The organism is Pedobacter polysacchareus, from assembly GCF_019802255.1.
GTDB lineage: Bacteria > Bacteroidota > Bacteroidia > Sphingobacteriales > Sphingobacteriaceae > Pedobacter > Pedobacter polysacchareus.
The window spans coordinates 646,464-665,576 of sequence record NZ_JAHYSS010000005.1; the positions used below are offsets into that span (position 1 = coordinate 646,464).

Genomic DNA, 19,113 nt, shown 5'->3' on the forward strand with positions numbered 1-19,113 from the left:
AATTTTGTGTTGCTGTATTCAAGAATTTATGTATAATTGCGCCAAAAAAGCTGTAAATTTATACTATAGAAACGATCATGTTTGCTAGGCCTCTTGATAATGAAAATGAGCTATTGGCTGAAATTGCAGGGGGCGACAAGCGGGCATTTGAGATTCTGTTCAAAAATTACCACAAATATGTTCTGGCTTTCAGTAAAAAAATCACCCGTTCTGAGGACATGGCGAAAGAGGTGGTTCAGGATGTATTTCTCAAGATCTGGTTAAGCAGAGATAGATTACAAACGCTGGAAAGTTTCGGCTCTTATTTAAATACGGTGGTCCGCAATCATTGCTTCAATAGATTGCGTCAGCTTTCCCAGCAAAATAAATCCACTGAACTCCTTCGACTTGAGGTTACTGAAGTTTGTGATGCTACTGTCCAGGAGCTAGATTATCGGGAGGCGGAAAGCATTTTGAATCAGGCCATTGAGACCTTATCCCCACAGCAAAAAATGGTCTACCAGCTCTGTCATCAACAAGGACTTAAATATGAAGAAGCAGCACTGGCAATGAACATTTCGCCCCAAACTGTTCATGCCTACATGAAAGATGCCCTTCGGAAAATCAGGACCCATTTTAAAAATCATGCAATTGGTTATACCGTTTTCTTTTTAAGCCTGTTTAAGTAGTCAATTGGTGTTAAAAACATCATAGGAAAGCCATTATTAAGGTGTTTTTTTTAAAAAATATCACTGTAAATCAGTTGGTTGAAAATTTATTTTGTTTTCGATACCCCCGCGCTATAGGGTTGTGGGTCAATGTTATTTAAAGGTTAAGTTATTATTTAGCCCACAACAACATTGAGCATATGAAAAATCTAAGGCTTCAGGAATTACTAAAACTTTACCTTGATGGTGCGATTTCAGATTTGGATCTGGCAGAGTTATGGGATTATGTACAAGATCCAATTTTTGAAGCAGAAATTAAGCAATTTATTGGTCATGCTTTTGACCTGCATCATCAAGCTTTGGAGCTTGATGATGCAGAACAGCAGCTGATGCTGGAGTCTATCTATGCAGCAGATCCGACCAGCATTCCTAAAGCACGTAAACTTTGGCCTTTCGTATCCGTTGCGGCCACGATTATCATTGCATTAAGTGCAGCATTGATCTTTTATGTGAATGAGCTGAAGCAGAAAAATACAGACAATATCGGTTCCGGAAAGGACATTTCTCCTGGTAAAGAGGGAGCGACCCTCACCTTGGCCAATGGCAAACAGATTAAATTGTCTGATGCGCTGAACGGCCTAATTGCTAAAGAAGATGGCATCAGTGTATCTAAGACTGCAGCGGGAGAACTTGTTTATGAGCTGAAGAACAGCAGTGCTGAACCCGGGATGATCAATACTTTGAGCACCGGGAGAGGAGAAACCTATGTGCTGAGCTTACCGGATAAAAGTAAAGTCTGGCTTAATGCTGCAACTAGCCTGACTTATGCAGCTGGTTTAAATGAGGCAGGAATCCGCAAGATAAAACTTAAAGGGGAAGCCTACTTTGAAGTCGCTAAAGATAAAAAACGACCTTTTGTGGTGGAAACCGAGGATCAGCAGATCGAAGTTTTAGGGACGCATTTTAACATCAGCAATTATGAGGATGGCGTAGCAGTAAAAACAACACTATTGGAAGGATCTGTTCGCGTAAAAGCTGGTGCTCACTCCTTGGAGAAAATCCTGGCACCGGGCCAGCAGGCTATCATACAAAATAAGGTCATACAGGTACTTCCTGCTGATACTGCCTCAGCTGTGGCCTGGAAGAATGGTTTCTTCCGTTTTAACGATGAAAATATTGAAGATGTGATGCAGCAAATTTCCCGCTGGTATAACGTCGACATCAGCTATAAGGGCAAACCTGTTGAAGAGCGATTTACAGGAAAGGTTTCCCGGGCAAAAAACCTCAGTGAGGTACTTTTAATTCTTGAAAAAACGAAAGGTGTTCACTTTAAAATTGAAGAAAGGAGGATCTCTGTTATGCGATAATGGCTAAATGAAGGCCTTTCAAATAAAAAAGCCACCCCGAATGCAATCGGGATGACTTGTAGTTTGGAACGATGCCTATAACGAATTACATGATCAACTCCGCTGTGCCCGCTCATCTGGAAAATGTGAAGCACAGCGAAAAACCAAACTAAGCAAATGTATAAATTTTACACCAGGAATATTAGGGTGCGGCTACGCATTTCTATCAAATTAATACGGATTATGAGACTGACCACACTCATTCTGATCAGCGCCATGTTACAGGTAAGTGCAAGTTCCTTTGCACAGCGAATCACTTTGTCCGTGAAGAATACGCCACTCTTTACTGTCTTTGAAAAGATCAGTGCACAAAGTGGCTATGATTTCATGTTTAGCAGTTCTACGCTAAGCAGCGCAAAAAATGTAAACCTTAACCTCAAAAATGTTCCGCTAAATGAGGCCTTAAAACAGATTTTTGAAGGTCAGCCTTTAGAATATGTAATCGCGGTTAAAACGGTTGTAGTCAGCAAGAAATCAGCTGATCTGAAGGATAATCCGATAGATCGAGTCTCAAATATCGAGGTTCAGGGTAAAATCATGGATGAAAATGGGAAACCTTTGCCCGGAGCAACAGTGCAGGTAAAAGGTTCGAAACGCTTTACGCAGACGAACCATGCCGGCGAGTTTATCCTGAAAGACATCCCAGATCATGCTACGCTGGTGATCAGTTTTATTGGCTACAAATCAAAGGAAATTGAAGCTTCTTCGGTTACCGCCTCAAAACCGATCCTCATGCAGGAGGATGCTTCTAAATTGAATGAGGTCGCTGTGATTTCTACTGGTTATCAGAACATTCCTGTAGAACGTGCTACTGGCGCATTCTCTATGATAACTGCCTCAAAACTGGAGAATAAATTACGTCCGGACCTGAAAGCCGCCCTGGAAGGCCAGGTGGCAGGGATGGTAGTCACAAAAGAAGGAAACGTTGAAATTCGTGGCGTTTCCACTTTTCAGGGAGAAAGAGCACCATTAATTATTGTGGATGGATTCCCGCTTACCGGAACCACCATCAATCAGGATGGGATACAAGTCCCTACGGGTTTAGAATCTTTAAATATCGACAATATTGAATCCGTTACGGTGTTAAAAGATGCGGTTGCTGCGTCAATATACGGCGCACGCTCCTCGAATGGGGTAATTGTGATCACCACTAAATCTGCGAAAGGTGGAAAACTGGCTATTGACTACAGAGGTTCAGCAGGGGTGACTTTAAAACCAGATCTGAGGTATTTGAACCGTTCCCGTACGGCGGATTATGTTGATGCGGAGGTCGATGTGTACGCGCTCAATCCGGTTACAGCCCTGAACGACTACAACAACAATAGTGCTTTAACAAGAGTTCAATACCTGTTGGTCGCTAGAGATCAAGGGCTGATTACTGCCGCCGCTGCCAATGCAGAAATTGAATCGCTAAAAAACAATGATGGCTTGAAGCAGGTGCAGGATCATGTGCTGCAAAATAATTTTATGCAGCAGCATAACCTTTCTTTTACTGGTGGAAATGAAAAAAGCCAGTCGAATGCAGCAATTAAATACATCGATAGCAGGTCTAATATTAAGAATGGGCGCGACAGCAGGTTGATTTTCGACATGAAGAACGATTGGAAAATTTCGGAACGCTTGTCGGTCAAACTGCTAACCAATGCTAATTATGCAACCTCCCGCAGACCTGGCCGCAGTTTAAATGACTTCGTGAATTTTACGCCGCCGCTAACCACTGGTGCAAATACCCGTCCTTACGATTTGCTGGTAGACCCGGCCACTGGATTGCCACAGGATATCTTCCAGGTTAATCCGAAAAAGATCAGCGCTTACCAGGCCATTGACGGTTTAAAACCTTTGAATTTTAATCCTATTGCAGACCTGGATCTGGAATCAATCCTACAAAAAAGCCTTCAAGTAAGAATGGGAGGAAGTGTAAACCTGAAACTTATTGATGGATTAAGCGCAGATGTAGGCGGATCATGGACATTAGGTTACAATACCTCCAATACTTTATATGATAGTGAGGCTTTTAGAGTTAGACAATGGTTTGATGATGGTCGTTCTAAAACGAATCCTTCGAAATATTATATTCCAGATGGCGAGTATCTGAATGAAAGCAGGAACACCAATGAGGCTTTTACCATCAGAGCACAATTGAATTTGGATAAAAAGATCGGTACCAGGCACCAGGTGAGCGCTCTACTTGGTACTGAGGTGAACAAGGATGTTTTCAACAACAATGCTTATCCTACAAGGCTCGGGTATAACGTGCAGGCTGGAACCTTTGCCCAATTCAATTATGAAGACTACATTTCTGGGGCCTATACTACAGATATGCTTGGCGGAGCGACTGGCTCACGTCCTACAGATCCAATGATGACTATAGGAAGTATGGCTTTGAGGGACAACCGCTTTGTTTCCATGTATGCCAATAGCTCCTATGAATTTGATAACCGTTTTATTTGGAGTGGCAGTATCAGGATGGATCTGGCGAATTTTTTCGGAACTGATCCTAAATTCAGGTATAAACCGATCTGGTCCGTAGGAGGAGTGTATAAACTCGGACAGGAGAAATTCATGAAGATCAGTTGGCTGGACAAATTAAATGTTAGGTCTACTTATGGAATTAATGGAAATATCTCCCTCAGACAAGGGCCTTTTCTAGTGACCAGTCCGGGTGTGTATAATCAATCGACAGGAGCGATCAGTTCGTCTATTATCACGCCTCCAAACTCTACCCTGAGATGGGAGAAAACGAGCACGATCAATTTGGGCTTAGATATCGGCCTTTTCCGCAAACTGAGAATCACCGCAGATTATTACAGACGAATGAGTACAGATTTACTGGCGCCAGAAACGTATGACCCAACACTTGGTGTTAGCTTAATCACAGGATTGACACGCAATATTGGTAAATTGAAAAATACTGGACTTGAGCTGCTTGTGGAGGCTGATGTGATTAAAAACGATTCCTTTAGCTGGACTACAAATGCCACTTTGAGCTTTAATGTCAATAAGGTGCTGGAATACAATTTCAACTTTACGGGACCAGTACAGCTGGCGGCTTCTGGCAGTGTTTACAAGGAAGGATATCCAATAGACGCGCAGTTTAGTTATCGTTTTGCAGGCTTAAACGCGAATGGAAATGGTACCTATTATACTAAAGATGGGAATGTAGTATTGGGCAGCAATACAAAAATTGAGGACCTTGTTTTCTCTGGAACCTTACGTCCAAAATATGTAACCGCGATCACCAATTACTTCCATTATCGTGCATTTGACCTTTCCTTTATGCTGATTGCCAAATTTGGCAATGTGCTGAGGAGGGATGCATTTGGGGGTTCTAATTATCAAAACAGATATGTGGCTGAGCGTTGGAGAGTTCCTGGTGATGAATTAACCACCATCTATCCAAAATTAACTCAGGGGCTTAGTGGTGATATGGCTTACTTCCCATTCGCAGATGTATTGGTGGAGTCGGCAAATTACATGAAATTAAGAGATGTGACCTTTAGTTACGACCTCAATAAAAAGGCGGTCAACCGTTTAGGAATCTCAGCGGTGAAACTCTATCTGCAAGGCAGAAACCTACTTCTGGTAACTTCTAATAAGGATAAACGTGATCCAGAGACCTCGGAGATGAACCAGTCGATAGGAAGAAACGCCTTTACAGAACAAGGATTTACCTCGCTTCCATTGAGGCCAGAATTCTATGCAGGCTTTTTAATCAAGTTTTAATTCAAAAAAAGATGAAAACATATATCATATATCCGATCATGATCGTCTGCCTGCTGGCAGTATCGTCCTGTAAAAAATACCTGGATGTAAAACCTGTGGGCAAAATTATTCCTGGCTCTGTGGGAGAATTCGATGCCTTACTGGATAATGACGCCATTGTCCGCTGGAATTTTATCGACAATAACCTGGGCTCAGCCATAGGTTTTCTTACCGACGACCTGCAACTGTCGGATGGCCTGGGAAAGGTCCGTTATGTAGGGAACAATCACCCGAATCTGGAACGTTTTTACGCTTATATCTTCAGGCAACCTTATAAAAAACATTCCAGCACGGATTTGTTCTGGAGTTATGGCTACCGCAATGTATTCTATTTTAACAATGTGATTGACGGCATTGAAAGTCTGAAATCAAAATCTGCAGTGGAAGAAGCGAATGGGAAGGCGGTTATTGCGCAAGCCTTAGTCAACAGGGCATGGTGGTATTTTAATGCGGCATTGGTTTTTGGACCTGTGTATAAGCCAAATGGAAACAACACTGAAAAGGTGATTCCTTACCGCACGCAATCAGACATCAATGCGCCTATGGAGGAGCTGAGCAGTCAGGAAGAAATGTTTGCGAAAGTAGCGAAGGATATCCACACAGCGCTTCCGAATATTCCTGAACATGTAAACTGGCCTTCACGTCCAAATAAAGTAGTTGCGCAAACCTTGATGGCCTATTATCATTTGTTTACGCAGAAGTATGATAGCGTGGCCTATTATGCAAATCTGGCATGGACAGCGGCATCATCAAAAGGAGTGGATGCGGTGATTTATGATTATAATACGCTGTCATTGGCCACACCTTCCAATCCTGCGGGAAGCCTGCTGAATTCTCCTGATGGCCTCATTAGAGCCGCAAACAGCAGGGAAATGCTGTATTATAGAACTCCTGATTTTGGCGCAGGCAGCGTTACCGGTACGCCAAGTTATCCTTCTGACGAGCTCATCGCGCTGCATGACAAGAACAATGACATGCGTTACAAATGGTTTTACACGCTGACTGCCGGGTACAAGAGCACTTTTAATGGGGTCACCTATGACGATGGACAAAGGGTACAGAATTTTCGCAGTGCTTCAAATGCAACTTCTACTCAGAATGGCAAGACAATCATGACCGTTGGTTTTACCTACCCGGAACTTTTGCTGATGCGGGCAGAAGCTTATGCGCGTACCAACCGTTTGGCTGATGCGATTGCCGATGTGAATACCTTGCGTAGGTATCGATACAAACCAGGGACACCAGCATTAGTGGTAGGCAGCCAGGACGAGGTGATCACAGCGGTGCTTGATGAAAGAAGAAGGGAACTTGCTATTCTTGGTCTTAAGCGGTTTATGGATTTGAAAAGATTTAGTCTGGAGGTGGGTAAACCATGGTGTAAAACGAGAATCAGCCATCAGTTTGACGGGCAGACTTATCAGGGAACGGTAGATTCTAAAGATTTTATTTTCCCAATACCAAATACAGTTATTCAATATAATCCACAGTGGGGTGTTCCTTTAGACAATAGGGTATGGTAAAGTTTTTTAATCGCATCAATGTATGCTGGTCCTTACTCTTCTGTTTGATGAGTATGACCCTAAGTGCCCAAACACCGGAAGGGAAAAATATGACCATCATCGGTCATGTAAAAGGGGATACTAAAGGGTATCCTCAAATCTATTATTACAGTAAAAATGTCAAACCGGATTCTGTTCAGATCAAGGGGGGGAAGTTCAAAATCATATTGCCATATAATGGGAGAACCACCTGGTTTTTTTATAGCCAATATGAGCGTAAGACTAAAAAGTCTTATCGTCCATTTCCTATGTTGATTGACCAGCCAGGGACAATCAACATTGATTTTAACATTGAGAATGGCTTTTACAGCTCCACATTGAAGGGAGATAAAACTGCAAAACTGTATGCTGAATTTTTTACAAAAAAAGATCAATTATCTTTGCTTTCTAAAGCTGAAGCCCCTAAGAAAAGAGATTCTTTAAGAAAAAGCTGGGTAGCAAAATGGTGTGCAGACTTTGTAGAAAGTAATCCTGATGAGTTTGTGAGTGCTTATGTGCTGAATACTTCCGGCAAATCTGTCATGACCATGGAACAGCTTGAAAAAAGTTTTAACAAATTGTCTGCTGAACTTCAGCAATCTAATGAGGGTAAGAATGTTGCGACATTTATCAGAGGCATGAAGCAAATTGGTTCTGGTAAGCCCATCAAGAATTTTGTTCTGAATGATCCTGAGGGAAAACCTATTGATTTTTCAAGGTTCAAAGGGAAATATGTATGGATCGATTTCTGGGCAAGCTGGTGTGGTCCTTGTAAAAAAGCCTTTCCACATATGCGTGAGCTTTATGAAAAATATCGGGGAGCACAGTTCGAAATTTTAGGGATTTCTACGGATTCAACAATCGAGCCCTGGCTTAATATACTGACCGAGATTAAAAATCCATGGCCGCAGGTTTGGGATTCGAGGAACATCGCATCAGAATTTACGGTGACTGCTTTTCCGACCTCATTTCTAATAGATCCAGATGGCAGCATCATTTTAAAAGAGATTGGATTCGAACCTAATGGTGCAATGGAAAGAAAATTAAGGGAGATTTTCGGGAAGTAAATAGGAGGAGGAACCTTTATGACCAGGCTGTTCGCTGCGTTTCGAAAAAAAGCACCAGCAGCTGTATTTAGAATAAGGTAAAAATGGGCTAAAAGCCCATTTTTACCTTATCGATTAATATCGGGATATAACGGTCCCGATAATAAGTAGTGATGCCCGGAGTTTTCCTCGAGGACAGATTGATGATTGCTATCTTCGGATTTTCCAGCCATTCCTGACCGTTTGCTGGGCTAATTCCCATGGCTATTAAATCCTCCAGGGTGGAAGGAATTATAAATTTAGCGGTATAAAATTTACCTGCTTCTTGAATAGGAGCTGAGGAGGATGGAATCCGATGCCACTCATTTAATCCTATTGGTATTCTGATCCCTATTTTCACTTCATCAATGCCGGTATTAAAAGGCAATAGGTTTACGCCAATGGATCGATCGGCACTTACATCTGAAAATATAGTAGGACCAACACTTTTACTCGCTGCAAATGTAATTTCCACCGCTTTCAATCCTTTTAATTTCAATTTTTCATAAGGAATGAGCCGAAGCGTGGAGGAACTGGAATCTTTCGGTAAATAAGGATAGATCTTTCCTGATTTTGTAAATAATAGGTCTGCGGCATTTGCAAACTGCTTCACCGCACCTTCCTTTTGATCTCCATACCAGTCTGCGACTTCAGTTTGCAACATAAATTGGATCGTGGTAGAATTATTATCCACACTTGTATTTATCCACTTTGTAAATTCATCTGTGACATATTTTAACGGAAGGATTTCTTGCGTATTAAGGGGGGCTAATTGTACTTCATCGCCATTTAAACGTACAATCCCCAGAACACTGCTGATATCCAGGGGTAGCTCCTGGCTGTTAAATGCAGCATCTTCGTGGACGTAGGAAGCAAGGGTCATTTTTCCATCTCTTATTTTCATTTTCCCTGAATAATTCCCATTATCAGAGGTCAGTTCGCATGGGGCAATGCGTACTAAACTACCTTCCCAGTCCTTTTTATTTGCTTGAAGTTCTCTCACACTAGTTACCCGGGGGATAATCTTTCCAAACCCTAGTTTTTTCACCAAGTTATTTGCGACATCCTGCAGGACGATTGCACCATTCAATTTTGTGACCATCTGGTCGAAAACAGCTATTTCCAGGCTGTCATTTAAGACAAAATTATGGTCAGTTTTTAACTTGATCATGATTCCGCTTTTGCCGCTGCCTTCCTGTAGAAATAAAGTTTTATTGTTATCGACATTTTTTGAGCTGGCATCTGAAATCACTACGCCTCTTATTACACTCTCGTCTTTAATTTTCACAAGCTCTGCTGTACTTAGCGCCTTTATCGCAGCAATTGAAATCTGTTTGGCATCAGGAGGGATCGGAATTAAATCCGGGATCTTATTTTTATCTTTTGAGCAAGAGGCGATACTCGATAGGAAGATTAACAGAATGGATACGGTTATCAGATGACTTGTGTATGTCTTTTTCATAGCTAAATTTTAGAGGTGATTTAATGAAATCTTCTATTCGGTTGGCGTAACCAGGAGCAGCAAAAAACTTAAAGCATATAGGATCGGATCTGTGTTGGTGCGGTAATTTTGTTTAATCTGTAGGATATTTTATTCCTAAAAATTTAACAGTAATAAATATATGATATTTTTATGTGAAAATATTATCTAAATAAATATTTGAGTAATTTATTTATTTTTCAAAGAAACACAAGGGGGCTGTTCATCGTAAACCTTAATGATGAAGCATGACCCATTTAGGTTTCTAGGAGAGTTGATGTGAGGTTCTTTGCACTGACTGGGCTAAAGAAGTTGATCAAATTCCCATCGGGATCGCGAAATAGTAAGGAGCGATTTCCCCAGGGCATGGTAGTCGGCTCCTGAACAATTTCAGCTAATGAACCTTTAATCTGGTTGTAATCTTCATCCACATTCTTCACAAGAAATTCTATGATGACACTTTTGTTACTTGCTGGTTCTGCGAAATCTTTTCCGAACAAAGTCATAGTCCGTGTACTTCCTATGGCTAAATTACCCTGGCCGATTTTGAGCTCTGCAAAGTCTGCTGTTGACCAATGAGCAGTTAAACCAGTGATTTTTTCATAAAACTGAACCAGTCTTTTGATGTCTGCCGTAATGATTCTTAATGATGCTAAATTCATGATGCTATTGTTTAATTCTTTAGCACAAAAATAAATTGGCCCGGTGACAGCTATATGTCAGCAGGATTTAAACCATCAAAACCACTAAACAAAGTAAGATTAACACCATAAATACAAAAAGGATAATCTTGGTCCAACTTAAAGGGCGTTCTCCAATGACTTCACCGGTACTGGCATTGATCGTAAACTGATAGATTTTCTTGTTGTAAACATAAGCACTAACCCATACTGGCAGCATGATATATTTGATCGCTTTCTTGTTGAAATCGGTATAGAAACCGCTAATCTGCTGTTCATCTCCGCCAATCTTAGATTGTATGGTGAACCTGATGCTATCCTTGGTTTGGTCTGAGGCTAAGGAAAAGCCCTGTTCAGGGCTAATCTGATAGGTTTCAGAGCGGAAGCCACTCATATAGCGCTCGTCGAACTTCACCAGCAGGTCAAAATTCCAGGGCGACAATGCCTTTAATGTTTTATGAGGAAGCGACTTACTGGCAGGTACCATTAAGTCATTAAAGATGTTATCGACTTCACCTGTAACAGGGGTCCAGCGGGTATGGCGCACTTGCCTGGTCCTGTTTTCCGTTTTGCCATTCTCCGCAGTCACTGTATAGTTTTCTGTGGTGTAATAATAATCGCCTCGATTTCCAGTAAAAGCGCTGGTTGTGGTGGTATCAAAAGACCAGTGGGGTAGGTAAACTCCCTGAATGGCTGAAGTACTGGATTTTACCTGTTTGATCAGGTCACTTGGAGTCCACCAAAGTTTATTGAGCCAATTTTGAAAGAAATAAGTAGCTTGTTCCTTACTAATTTCGAATGGTAAAATGTAATGTGGAGGCACATATTGCTGTCCATTTTGTGTACTCAACACCAATGGTGCGGTACAAAACGAGCACCTATCTGAAGTGGTAAAGGCGCTGAGTACAGTTTCCGAACCACAGCTGCTGCATTTGACCATTTTAAGGTCCTCATTTTTTTTGCTCTGATCGATGTGGTCTACAAAAAGCTTATAATCAAACGACTTGATAGTGCTGGCATTTTGGTCAGTTGCTATAGGATTGCTGACCCCGCAATGATCACATTTGAGGTTCCCGCTGCCGGGTATAAAAACTAGCAATGCACCGCAGCCATTACATTTTAAAGAAGAATTAAGGACCAGAGGTGGTACTGTGTTGTTCATGATTTAGATTAGTGGTGGTGGTTCATGGTCAAATAACTCGGTCAGGGTTCCTGCAGGAGCCCATGTCGCCATTCCCTTTTTCCAAACCTGAGTTTCTCTATTGATCACATTTGAAGCAATTAAGGTTTTAATAGAACCAAGGCTGTGAGGGCCATCAGGTTTTCCATCTTTTGCGAAATGATATTCTACCGCATTTAAAGATGGGGGAGCATCCGCGCCTTTTGCATTGGGATCAAACTGGTTTTGCTGAAAAATATTGCCCACCTGACCCATCATCGCTGCGCCAACGCCGATTCCCATACCTGCTGCACCGAGATTACCTCCAATGGTGTTTTCCGCAGATTTTTCGATCGCATTTGCGGCCTGAAACTGCGCATAAGCGCCCAGGTTTCCGATGATGCCCATCTGACTACGTTTGTCTAGTGCCTCCTCTACTTCAGGAGGTAAGGATATGTTTTCAACCAATAATTTGCTGAGCTCAAGTCCGAGTTCGGCAAAATCAGGCTGTATATGTTGTGTCACCAGAAGTCCCACTTCATTGTAATTGGCAGCCAGATCAAGTACGGGTATTTTGGACTCTGCTACCGTATCCATTGCACGTGAAACTACGGTATTGCGCAGCTGCTCGTTAATGTCGTCGATACTGAAATTGGGATTGGTGGCAGAGATCTGTGTAAGAAATACTTTGGCGTCCAGCACTTTAAAGTTGAATGAACCAAAAGCACGCAGTCTAACTGGGCCGAATTCTGCATCACGTATCATCACTGGGTTTTTAGTACCCCATTTTTGGTTTAAAAAAGTGCGTGTGCTGACAAAATAAACGTCTGCCTGAAAGGGACTGTTGAAGCCATATTTCCAACTCATCAGCGTGGTCAGAATCGGGATGTTCTGCGTACTGAGCTCATACATCCCCGGAAGGAATACATCCGCAATTCGACCTTCGTTCATAAAAATGGCCACTTGCGATTCCCGTACGGTCAGTTTAGCGCCCATTTTAATGGCGTTGTCGTTACGCGGGAATTTCCAAACCAGGGTATCCTGACTATGGTCTACCCACTCAATAACATCTATAAACTCGCCTAATAATTTGCTGAATAATCCCATTGGATGATAATTTGTAAGTTTTTTTTGATAAATATAGTTTTATTCTGCAATCTGTCAAATATTACCTTAGAATCACAAAGGTTTAATTGTTACCGAATTTTTCAATAAAAATGAGGGTGTATAAACACCTCACACAATTGCATCAATGCTTGCGGTCTAATTATTACCTCCGTTATAGGGTAGAGTTGTTTTCTGAAATCCTTATGTTAGCGAAAAATTATGATCAGATGGTTCGTATATTGTTATTATTAATCTTGCTGAAGATGCCTGTTTATGGTCAGGACATGAAATCGCTGGAAAACAAGCTACATCATTTATCTCAGCAACGGGAGAAATGGAGTCACAGCCAGGAGGATAAATCATATGATTCGCTTGCCAGGTATAATAAGGAATTGGAAGCATTGATTCTGAATTTTACTGCCAATAACCCTAAAACCTTAAGCCATCAATTTGACAAAACAAAGGTTGGATTGGATATTCTTACTTCTAGTGATGGTCTTTTTAGAATCTACACCTGGAATACGCTGGAAGGTGGAACTATGCAGTATTTTAAAAGTGTTTACCAATATAATGCTGCGGGGAAAGTATCTTCAATGAAGAGTGATACCCCAGAGGAAGAAAACGGATGTCTTTTTATGGAAATCAATGACCTTACAGCTGCAGGTAAACGGTATTATCTAAGCACTAGCATCAGTGTTGGAAGTAGCGCCTTATACGATTACCAGGCGAAAATATTCTCCATTGAAAATGGAAAGTTAAATCCAAATACCAGGCTGATTAAAACTAAAACTGGGATCAAGAATGTAATCGGTTATGAAGTTGATCTTTCCAGCTCGTCTAACAGGGATAGAAAAGATGGGGTGGAACCTAGAGATTATATGAAATTGCTTTATGATCAGAAGAATCAAACGATTCTGATTCCTCTGATCAATGCAGACGGCAGAGTGACGAAAGGCAAAATCAAGTACCAATTGAAAGGACAATACTTTGAAAAGATCTAATTTTTTCCATCAATTCATCTGAATTTATTGATCTCATCAATGCTTTTGCTTCAGATGAAATTTTAAATAAAATGAATCTTACTGATTTTAAAGATAATTAATTATAATTGTCTAATTAACCAATCAACATCCACCATTATCTATCTGAAAAATTAATGAATCAAAAACCATCAAGTGCATTTATTGGGGCCTCCTGGGTCGCTTTAATGGCAGGATTTGCTGCTTATAATATCGGTCTTTTCAATGCAACCATGCAATTGAATGAAAAGGGATATTATTTTACCATCCTTATTTTCGGTGTATTTGCCGCAATTTCTGTACAAAAATGTGTTCGTGACCGATTAGAAGGCATCCCAGTAACCAATATTTATTATGGAATCGCCTGGTTCTGTACGATCCTTTCCATTGCATTATTAGCGATAGGCTTATGGAATGCTACGCTTGCTTTAAGTGAAAAAGGATTCTATGCGATGGCATTCTTACTGACTATTTTCGCTTCTATTGCCGTGCAGAAGAACACTAGAGATAGTATCTCTGCGGAACCTAATAGCGACAAAGGAATTTAATCATTTGCAGTAAAGCCAGAAATATTGGTGCTGCAGTTATTTATTTAAGCCTCAGCATAAGCTGGGGCTTTCTTGCTTCTTATGGCTTTTTAAAGAACTTAGGGACAGTTATAGGTTTTAAATTTTCCGAATTCTGCTTTGTGATGATGAAAAGGATCAGCATGCTCAATATCGAGCCGAAGAAGCACCATACAGAGGTAAGGTAATTGGTATAGAAGATTGCCGTCACCACATAGGAAATCACAAGCGTCCAACCCAACAGTCTGAGCAATTTATGACTGGAAAAGAATGGTGAAATTGCCGTAGCCAGCATGTAGGGGATGCCTCTGAGCAGTTTGCTTTGGATAGGGAATTCCAGGGAATATCTGATATGGTGCTCCTCTATTCTAGCCGAAGCTTTAAAATTCAATAGCGAATAGCCAAGGTATAAAGCAGCCAATACACCTGTGGCTAACAGACCGAACAAAATTTTCTTTCTAAGGGGATCCTTTTCGAACAGCAGCATCGATAAGGGAACCAATATGGGCCAGACGGTCTGGGCAAATGCCAGAAACACGTACATGGTAAGGTCAGTCCAGGGCGCATAGGTCGCATGTGAAAGAGTCAGCCATAAGAATCCCTCCATAGTCTGCTGCACTGCAAAAAGGATCGGAATGCAAGCCAGTACATATTGTGGAGTTGTTTTAGCTTTTGTCAAGGCAACACTGCCTACCAATAGCAGGCCAGCACCTGCTGTAAAACTCGCTGTAGCGGAAAAACACATCAGCCATTTCTTTATATCTGAGGAAAATTCATCAGGTATTAGACTAACGTTCCAGCATGATAAAAGTTTACTGACCGGTTAGAATCATTTGCTGCTATGTGATTTTAAAAAAGATTTTGACGTTTTAGATTGATGTTTGTCATGGTTTACATTGATGAGTGTCATGGCTTAGGTGTTAATACTTGTTTAAATTAGAGTGAAACGAATAAATACGCTATAGTCATGAAAACTATCCTTGTGCTAACAGATTTTACAAATAAATCACTTATTGCAGCAGAAGCAGCTGTATTATTGGCGGGAAAAATCCATGCTGATGTATTGGTCATGCACTCAGACAATAATATATCCATTATACCTTATTATGAAGGTGGTGTAATGATTACTGAAAATGTTAGTTGGGAAAACATGCAAAAAGAGCAGCTAAGTAAATTGATCGTACATCTTAAGGCTTTTGCCAGTCTCCATTTAGAACAGCATCTCAAAATTAATATTCGTGGTAAGTTAATGCCAGGGGAGCTTTTGACGAATGTTCAGGAAATTGTTAAACACCATGATATTGAATTCATTGTTACGGGTACCCGATCGGGTTCTAAAATCGACCATATCTTGTTTGGGAGTGATATCAGTACCATAATTGAACATGTCGATCGGCCAGTATTGATCATTCCCAAAAATTATAATTTCTTAAGATTGGATCGGGTCATTTTTGCGACAAATTTTAATGAAACAGATATTGATGCGATAAATGATCTTCTTGCACTCGGGGAACTATTAGAATATCAATTGGAGATTGTTCATGTGAGCCTTTATGGAAGTAAACAGAGGATGAAGAACGAAAAGGTGAGGAGCTATATTAACGAAATAAGTGAGGAAAAATATCCTACTGTGATGTTTAAAAACATAAAAGGCAAACGACTTTTGCCAAGGTTAATAAAACAGTTTCAGGAAAGAGAAGCTGATTTACTGGTTTTTAGCCATCAACATCATTCATTTTTTACGCAAATACTTAAAGAGGGAACCACAATAAATGCGCTTCGTCAACAGAAAATCCCTATAATGGTTGTTCCCATTGCCCAGATAGAACACAAAAAGAATAAAAATTAATTTAATAAGTAACCAAGGCGATGTGTTCATAGTTATTTAAAGTACCGGAATCTACGAAATCTACATCGCCTCCATTTAAAATAACTTTTTCAATGATATCGTCAACAGCGTCCCTGATATAAGAAAATTCATTGTAATTTTCCGTCAGTTCTTCTATCATATTTGGTTTTGCGGCCCTTTGAGCGGAAAAGACAAAGTCGCTTTCAACAAAAACTTTATTGCCAAGATTATCCATTACAGCCTCCCAAACTGGTTTTATTCCCGTTATGAGTTTGTTTTCCCCTTCGGCATTATCGAGGATCTGAACTATTTCTTTATCTTTTTTATGCCATAATACTGCTAAATGTGATTCCAATATTTCCGCTAGTTTGGCAAAACTAAGTTTATCGTAGTTACCAGTGATGTAGTCGGCAATAAAGTCCTGATGTTTACTGATTTTTTTAAAATGTCCCAAAATCTTTTTTACGCCCATCACAAAAACGGGTAGTTCATGGTCGTTTAGGATCCGATTAAGTTCTTTATCGATATGCTGTAAAAATTTTTGGACAATAATTTGATTCTTATCAATCGAATCCGTGAAATTTGCTACTTTTTCAGGCCATTCGTTGATATACGGGGCTATATTTTCTGGAATCGTTGTTTCAATTTTGGTAAATTGATCGCCATTAACCAGATAAATATTAAACTGTTTTGAACTCAATAAGAGCAATAGATATTTGCTGCAACGTTTCTTACTATAAATCAAGTCGCGGATTTCAAATGATTCATCAATTACAATCCGTTCCTGGACAGCTGTATCCAAATAAACTATTTTCTCAAATACTGGTGATACATAAACAGCTACCGCTTTTTTATGTAGATTCAGGTCAACTTTTTTAAGGGCTAATTGTAGTTTCTTGATCATCAGATTGGACATTTCCTCTGAATAATTGCTTTTAAGCTCACGCCCTACTTCATCTACTTTAAAATTGAATGATTGCTCCAGCTCTTTTTCCGCATTAATTTTAGCTGTAAGAGGCATTATTAGAGAGATTGAAGGCCAATAGTGAACAGCTTCAATAATTTCCTGTACTTCTGGGTTTAAGTGCTTAATCATGATATTCTAGTTAGATAAGTGTATTCTAATTTCAGTATTTATCAAGAGTATCTCCGTGACAGTCATCAGCTAACCTTATGATATTCATCATCGTACATGCCCGAGCAAGATCACCTGCCTAGTTCTGTCCGGTAAAATACAGGCAGTTCGATATTATTAATTGAATCTACAAGCTCAAAAAAAGTGATTTTTAATTTCCTGTATGCTTCGCAGAAATCTCGCATGATGTATTCCAGATGTATCTGTCTACATTCAAGCGCTTCAGTATCTTCTTCAATTTTGTCTTCAATCACCAAACAAAGACGGTCTAGCTGGTGCTCAATCATGAGCTGAATTCTTCCTAGATCCTTTACTAATTTCAATAAATTCATCCTCATCCAATTCGTCTTTTTTTCATAATAAGAACATAAATGGTTCGAACTATAATTTTCAAATTCCGAACTCAAATAATTGGCTTCTAACCTATAGTATCTTGTATCATCAAGCCATGCTAAGGTTACTGCATAATGTTGGAGAGATCGTGTTAATCCATTAGCTATCGTTCTCATAACCTGATTCTTAACAGAACAAGTTCCTAAAATAAATTTAGGTTCTGAATGACAGCAGTCAATTCACAGTATGATACTCATCATCTCGGTCTTCTGGATTTGTTTATCATGTTGATTGTCATTTGTTTGTGTGACTGTTGTCATGCTATTTTTAGTTTTTTTTTAGAAGCTTTGGTTGGGTATAATGAAGGTTAAAATGCTTAAAAGATCATGAAAAAAATACTTGTTGCCACAGACCTTTCTCCTGCTGCGGAAAATGCGGCACGTTACGCATTACATCTCGCTTATTATTTGCAGGTTAATATTGAGCTACTTCATACATTTGAAGTTCCAGCGACCTCATTGTTGCTACAATCATTTACAGGGAATGTTGAAAAACATCAGGCTTTTAAAAATGGTAAAATTGTTCAGCTTAATGATTTTGTGAAAACACTGGATAAAGAGAATCGTGAGGTTAGACCAGACCTTCCATGGATTCCACAAATTAGCAGTAGTTGCGAGGAGGGAAAGGTCTTTGAAATGATCAGTCATCGGGAGGATTTTAATGATATTAATTTCCTGACGATAGGGATCTCCAGTGCAGGTAAGACAAATGGCTTCTTCTTTGGAAGTAAAATTCGCAAAGCGATTAATAAAACCGGACTTCCCATATTAATCGTTCCTGCTTTAGCCACTTTTAAAAAAATCAATAAGATTGTTTTTGCAACAGATTTTATGGGAAATGATCTGGAGATACTTGCTCTGCTTTCTGATTTGGTCCGGCCATTTAATGCTGAAATATTAATTGTACATGTGAAGGTAGGAAAGGAGCGTGCTAAGGACTTGCAGCAAAAAATGGATACTTTAATCGTGGGGGCTATCGCAAGGACTAATTACCATAGGATCTATTATAGAAATTTTACCGGTATGACAGTTGAAGAGGGCTTGTCATGGATCGTTGAACATGGGCAGACAGATGTATTGGCTATGGAGTATAGGGAAGATGCTTTGTTCCATCAATTGTTTAAGGAGAGTCATACCATGAAAATGGTGGATCTCATGTCTTTGCCTATGCTAATATTTAAAACTCGAAAGGATAAGTTTCTTTAAATGGGCTCTTGTTACAGATCATTTATATTTATGATGGTTATCACCTAATTACTTGATCGTCTGTGCTAATTTTATAGGGCCA

Annotated in this window: 16 protein-coding genes; 9 read left to right on the forward strand and 7 right to left on the reverse strand. The window is 40.1% G+C overall.

Annotated features, from left to right (window positions below; translation table 11 throughout):
- The first annotated feature begins 77 nt into the window (after positions 1-77).
- The 5 genes from K7X70_RS17310 to K7X70_RS17330 all read left to right on the forward strand — a co-directional run bounded on the left by K7X70_RS17310 (position 78) and on the right by K7X70_RS17330 (position 8,420).
- The gene (locus K7X70_RS17310; protein ID WP_222538226.1) at positions 78-668 is read left to right on the forward strand and encodes an RNA polymerase sigma-70 factor; all 591 of its coding nucleotides are present in this window, start codon (positions 78-80) and stop codon (positions 666-668) included.
- A gap of 179 nt (positions 669-847) precedes the next feature.
- Positions 848-2,014 (forward strand): FecR family protein, encoded by a 1,167-nt coding sequence (locus K7X70_RS17315; RefSeq protein WP_222538227.1) that lies wholly within the window; start codon positions 848-850, stop codon positions 2,012-2,014.
- A 222-nt stretch (positions 2,015-2,236) separates the two neighbouring features.
- Positions 2,237-5,776 (forward strand): SusC/RagA family TonB-linked outer membrane protein, encoded by a 3,540-nt coding sequence (locus K7X70_RS17320; protein ID WP_222538228.1) that lies wholly within the window; start codon positions 2,237-2,239, stop codon positions 5,774-5,776.
- A gap of 11 nt (positions 5,777-5,787) precedes the next feature.
- Positions 5,788-7,335 carry a RagB/SusD family nutrient uptake outer membrane protein gene (locus K7X70_RS17325; protein WP_222538229.1) on the forward strand — a complete coding sequence of 516 codons (1,548 nt, stop codon included), beginning with the start codon at positions 5,788-5,790 and terminating at the stop codon, positions 7,333-7,335.
- Positions 7,329-8,420: a TlpA disulfide reductase family protein gene (locus K7X70_RS17330; RefSeq protein WP_222538230.1), complete on the forward strand. Its 1,092-nt coding sequence runs from the start codon at positions 7,329-7,331 to the stop codon at positions 8,418-8,420. Before K7X70_RS17325 ends, K7X70_RS17330 begins: the two co-directional genes overlap by 7 nt.
- A gap of 88 nt (positions 8,421-8,508) precedes the next feature.
- Here the strand turns inward: K7X70_RS17330 and K7X70_RS17335 are convergent, their stop codons facing one another.
- From K7X70_RS17335 to K7X70_RS17350, 4 genes are all read right to left on the reverse strand, one after another.
- Positions 8,509-9,900, reverse strand: a complete 1,392-nt coding sequence (locus K7X70_RS17335) for a DUF5689 domain-containing protein (protein WP_222538231.1) — start codon at positions 9,898-9,900, stop codon at positions 8,509-8,511.
- Between the two features lie 275 nt (positions 9,901-10,175).
- Positions 10,176-10,580 carry a VOC family protein gene (locus K7X70_RS17340; protein ID WP_222538232.1) on the reverse strand — a complete coding sequence of 135 codons (405 nt, stop codon included), beginning with the start codon at positions 10,578-10,580 and terminating at the stop codon, positions 10,176-10,178.
- Between the two features lie 67 nt (positions 10,581-10,647).
- Positions 10,648-11,760 carry a hypothetical protein gene (locus tag K7X70_RS17345; protein ID WP_222538233.1) on the reverse strand — a complete coding sequence of 371 codons (1,113 nt, stop codon included), beginning with the start codon at positions 11,758-11,760 and terminating at the stop codon, positions 10,648-10,650.
- 3 nt (positions 11,761-11,763) lie between these two features.
- A complete protein-coding gene (locus tag K7X70_RS17350) occupies positions 11,764-12,864 on the reverse strand; it encodes an SPFH domain-containing protein (protein WP_222538234.1) in 1,101 nt (366 codons plus the stop codon).
- 227 nt (positions 12,865-13,091) lie between these two features.
- Between K7X70_RS17350 and K7X70_RS17355 the strand changes: the two genes are divergently transcribed.
- Entirely contained in the window at positions 13,092-13,865 is a 774-nt protein-coding gene (locus K7X70_RS17355; RefSeq protein WP_222538235.1) for a hypothetical protein, read from the forward strand.
- A gap of 155 nt (positions 13,866-14,020) precedes the next feature.
- Entirely contained in the window at positions 14,021-14,431 is a 411-nt protein-coding gene (gene yiaA, locus K7X70_RS17360) for an inner membrane protein YiaA (protein ID WP_062548308.1), read from the forward strand.
- Positions 14,432-14,510: 79 nt separating this feature from the next.
- On the opposite strand, the gene K7X70_RS17365 is transcribed toward yiaA, so the two are convergent.
- Entirely contained in the window at positions 14,511-15,194 is a 684-nt protein-coding gene (locus K7X70_RS17365) for a DUF6629 family protein (protein ID WP_222538236.1), read from the reverse strand.
- A gap of 222 nt (positions 15,195-15,416) precedes the next feature.
- On the opposite strand from K7X70_RS17365, the gene K7X70_RS17370 reads away from it, so the two are divergent.
- Positions 15,417-16,298, forward strand: a complete 882-nt coding sequence (locus K7X70_RS17370) for a universal stress protein (protein WP_222538237.1) — start codon at positions 15,417-15,419, stop codon at positions 16,296-16,298.
- A 1-nt stretch (position 16,299) separates the two neighbouring features.
- On the opposite strand, the gene K7X70_RS17375 is transcribed toward K7X70_RS17370, so the two are convergent.
- A complete protein-coding gene (locus tag K7X70_RS17375) occupies positions 16,300-17,394 on the reverse strand; it encodes a baeRF3 domain-containing protein (RefSeq protein ID WP_222538238.1) in 1,095 nt (364 codons plus the stop codon).
- 110 nt (positions 17,395-17,504) lie between these two features.
- Positions 17,505-17,942 (reverse strand): hypothetical protein, encoded by a 438-nt coding sequence (locus tag K7X70_RS17380; protein ID WP_222538239.1) that lies wholly within the window; start codon positions 17,940-17,942, stop codon positions 17,505-17,507.
- A 210-nt stretch (positions 17,943-18,152) separates the two neighbouring features.
- On the opposite strand from K7X70_RS17380, the gene K7X70_RS17385 reads away from it, so the two are divergent.
- Positions 18,153-19,031, forward strand: coding sequence for a universal stress protein (locus tag K7X70_RS17385; RefSeq protein WP_222538240.1), 879 nt, complete (start codon positions 18,153-18,155; stop codon positions 19,029-19,031).
- The last annotated feature ends 82 nt before the right edge of the window (positions 19,032-19,113 follow it).

Excerpts from the sequence above, each read along its gene's own strand:
- K7X70_RS17310 (WP_222538226.1), top strand. The coding sequence starts at position 78 with ATGTTTGCTAGGCCTCTTGATAATGAAAATGAGCTATTGGCTGAAATT.
- K7X70_RS17315 (WP_222538227.1), top strand. The coding sequence starts at position 848 with ATGAAAAATCTAAGGCTTCAGGAATTACTAAAACTTTACCTTGATGGT.
- K7X70_RS17320 (WP_222538228.1), top strand. The coding sequence starts at position 2,237 with ATGAGACTGACCACACTCATTCTGATCAGCGCCATGTTACAGGTAAGT.
- K7X70_RS17325 (WP_222538229.1), top strand. The coding sequence starts at position 5,788 with ATGAAAACATATATCATATATCCGATCATGATCGTCTGCCTGCTGGCA.
- K7X70_RS17330 (WP_222538230.1), top strand. The coding sequence starts at position 7,329 with ATGGTAAAGTTTTTTAATCGCATCAATGTATGCTGGTCCTTACTCTTC.
- K7X70_RS17335 (WP_222538231.1), bottom strand. The coding sequence starts at position 9,900 with ATGAAAAAGACATACACAAGTCATCTGATAACCGTATCCATTCTGTTA.
- K7X70_RS17340 (WP_222538232.1), bottom strand. The coding sequence starts at position 10,580 with ATGAATTTAGCATCATTAAGAATCATTACGGCAGACATCAAAAGACTG.
- K7X70_RS17345 (WP_222538233.1), bottom strand. The coding sequence starts at position 11,760 with ATGAACAACACAGTACCACCTCTGGTCCTTAATTCTTCTTTAAAATGT.
- K7X70_RS17350 (WP_222538234.1), bottom strand. The coding sequence starts at position 12,864 with ATGGGATTATTCAGCAAATTATTAGGCGAGTTTATAGATGTTATTGAG.
- K7X70_RS17355 (WP_222538235.1), top strand. The coding sequence starts at position 13,092 with ATGGTTCGTATATTGTTATTATTAATCTTGCTGAAGATGCCTGTTTAT.
- yiaA (WP_062548308.1), top strand. The coding sequence starts at position 14,021 with ATGAATCAAAAACCATCAAGTGCATTTATTGGGGCCTCCTGGGTCGCT.
- K7X70_RS17365 (WP_222538236.1), bottom strand. The coding sequence starts at position 15,194 with ATGTGTTTTTCCGCTACAGCGAGTTTTACAGCAGGTGCTGGCCTGCTA.
- K7X70_RS17370 (WP_222538237.1), top strand. The coding sequence starts at position 15,417 with ATGAAAACTATCCTTGTGCTAACAGATTTTACAAATAAATCACTTATT.
- K7X70_RS17375 (WP_222538238.1), bottom strand. The coding sequence starts at position 17,394 with ATGATTAAGCACTTAAACCCAGAAGTACAGGAAATTATTGAAGCTGTT.
- K7X70_RS17380 (WP_222538239.1), bottom strand. The coding sequence starts at position 17,942 with ATGAGAACGATAGCTAATGGATTAACACGATCTCTCCAACATTATGCA.
- K7X70_RS17385 (WP_222538240.1), top strand. The coding sequence starts at position 18,153 with ATGAAAAAAATACTTGTTGCCACAGACCTTTCTCCTGCTGCGGAAAAT.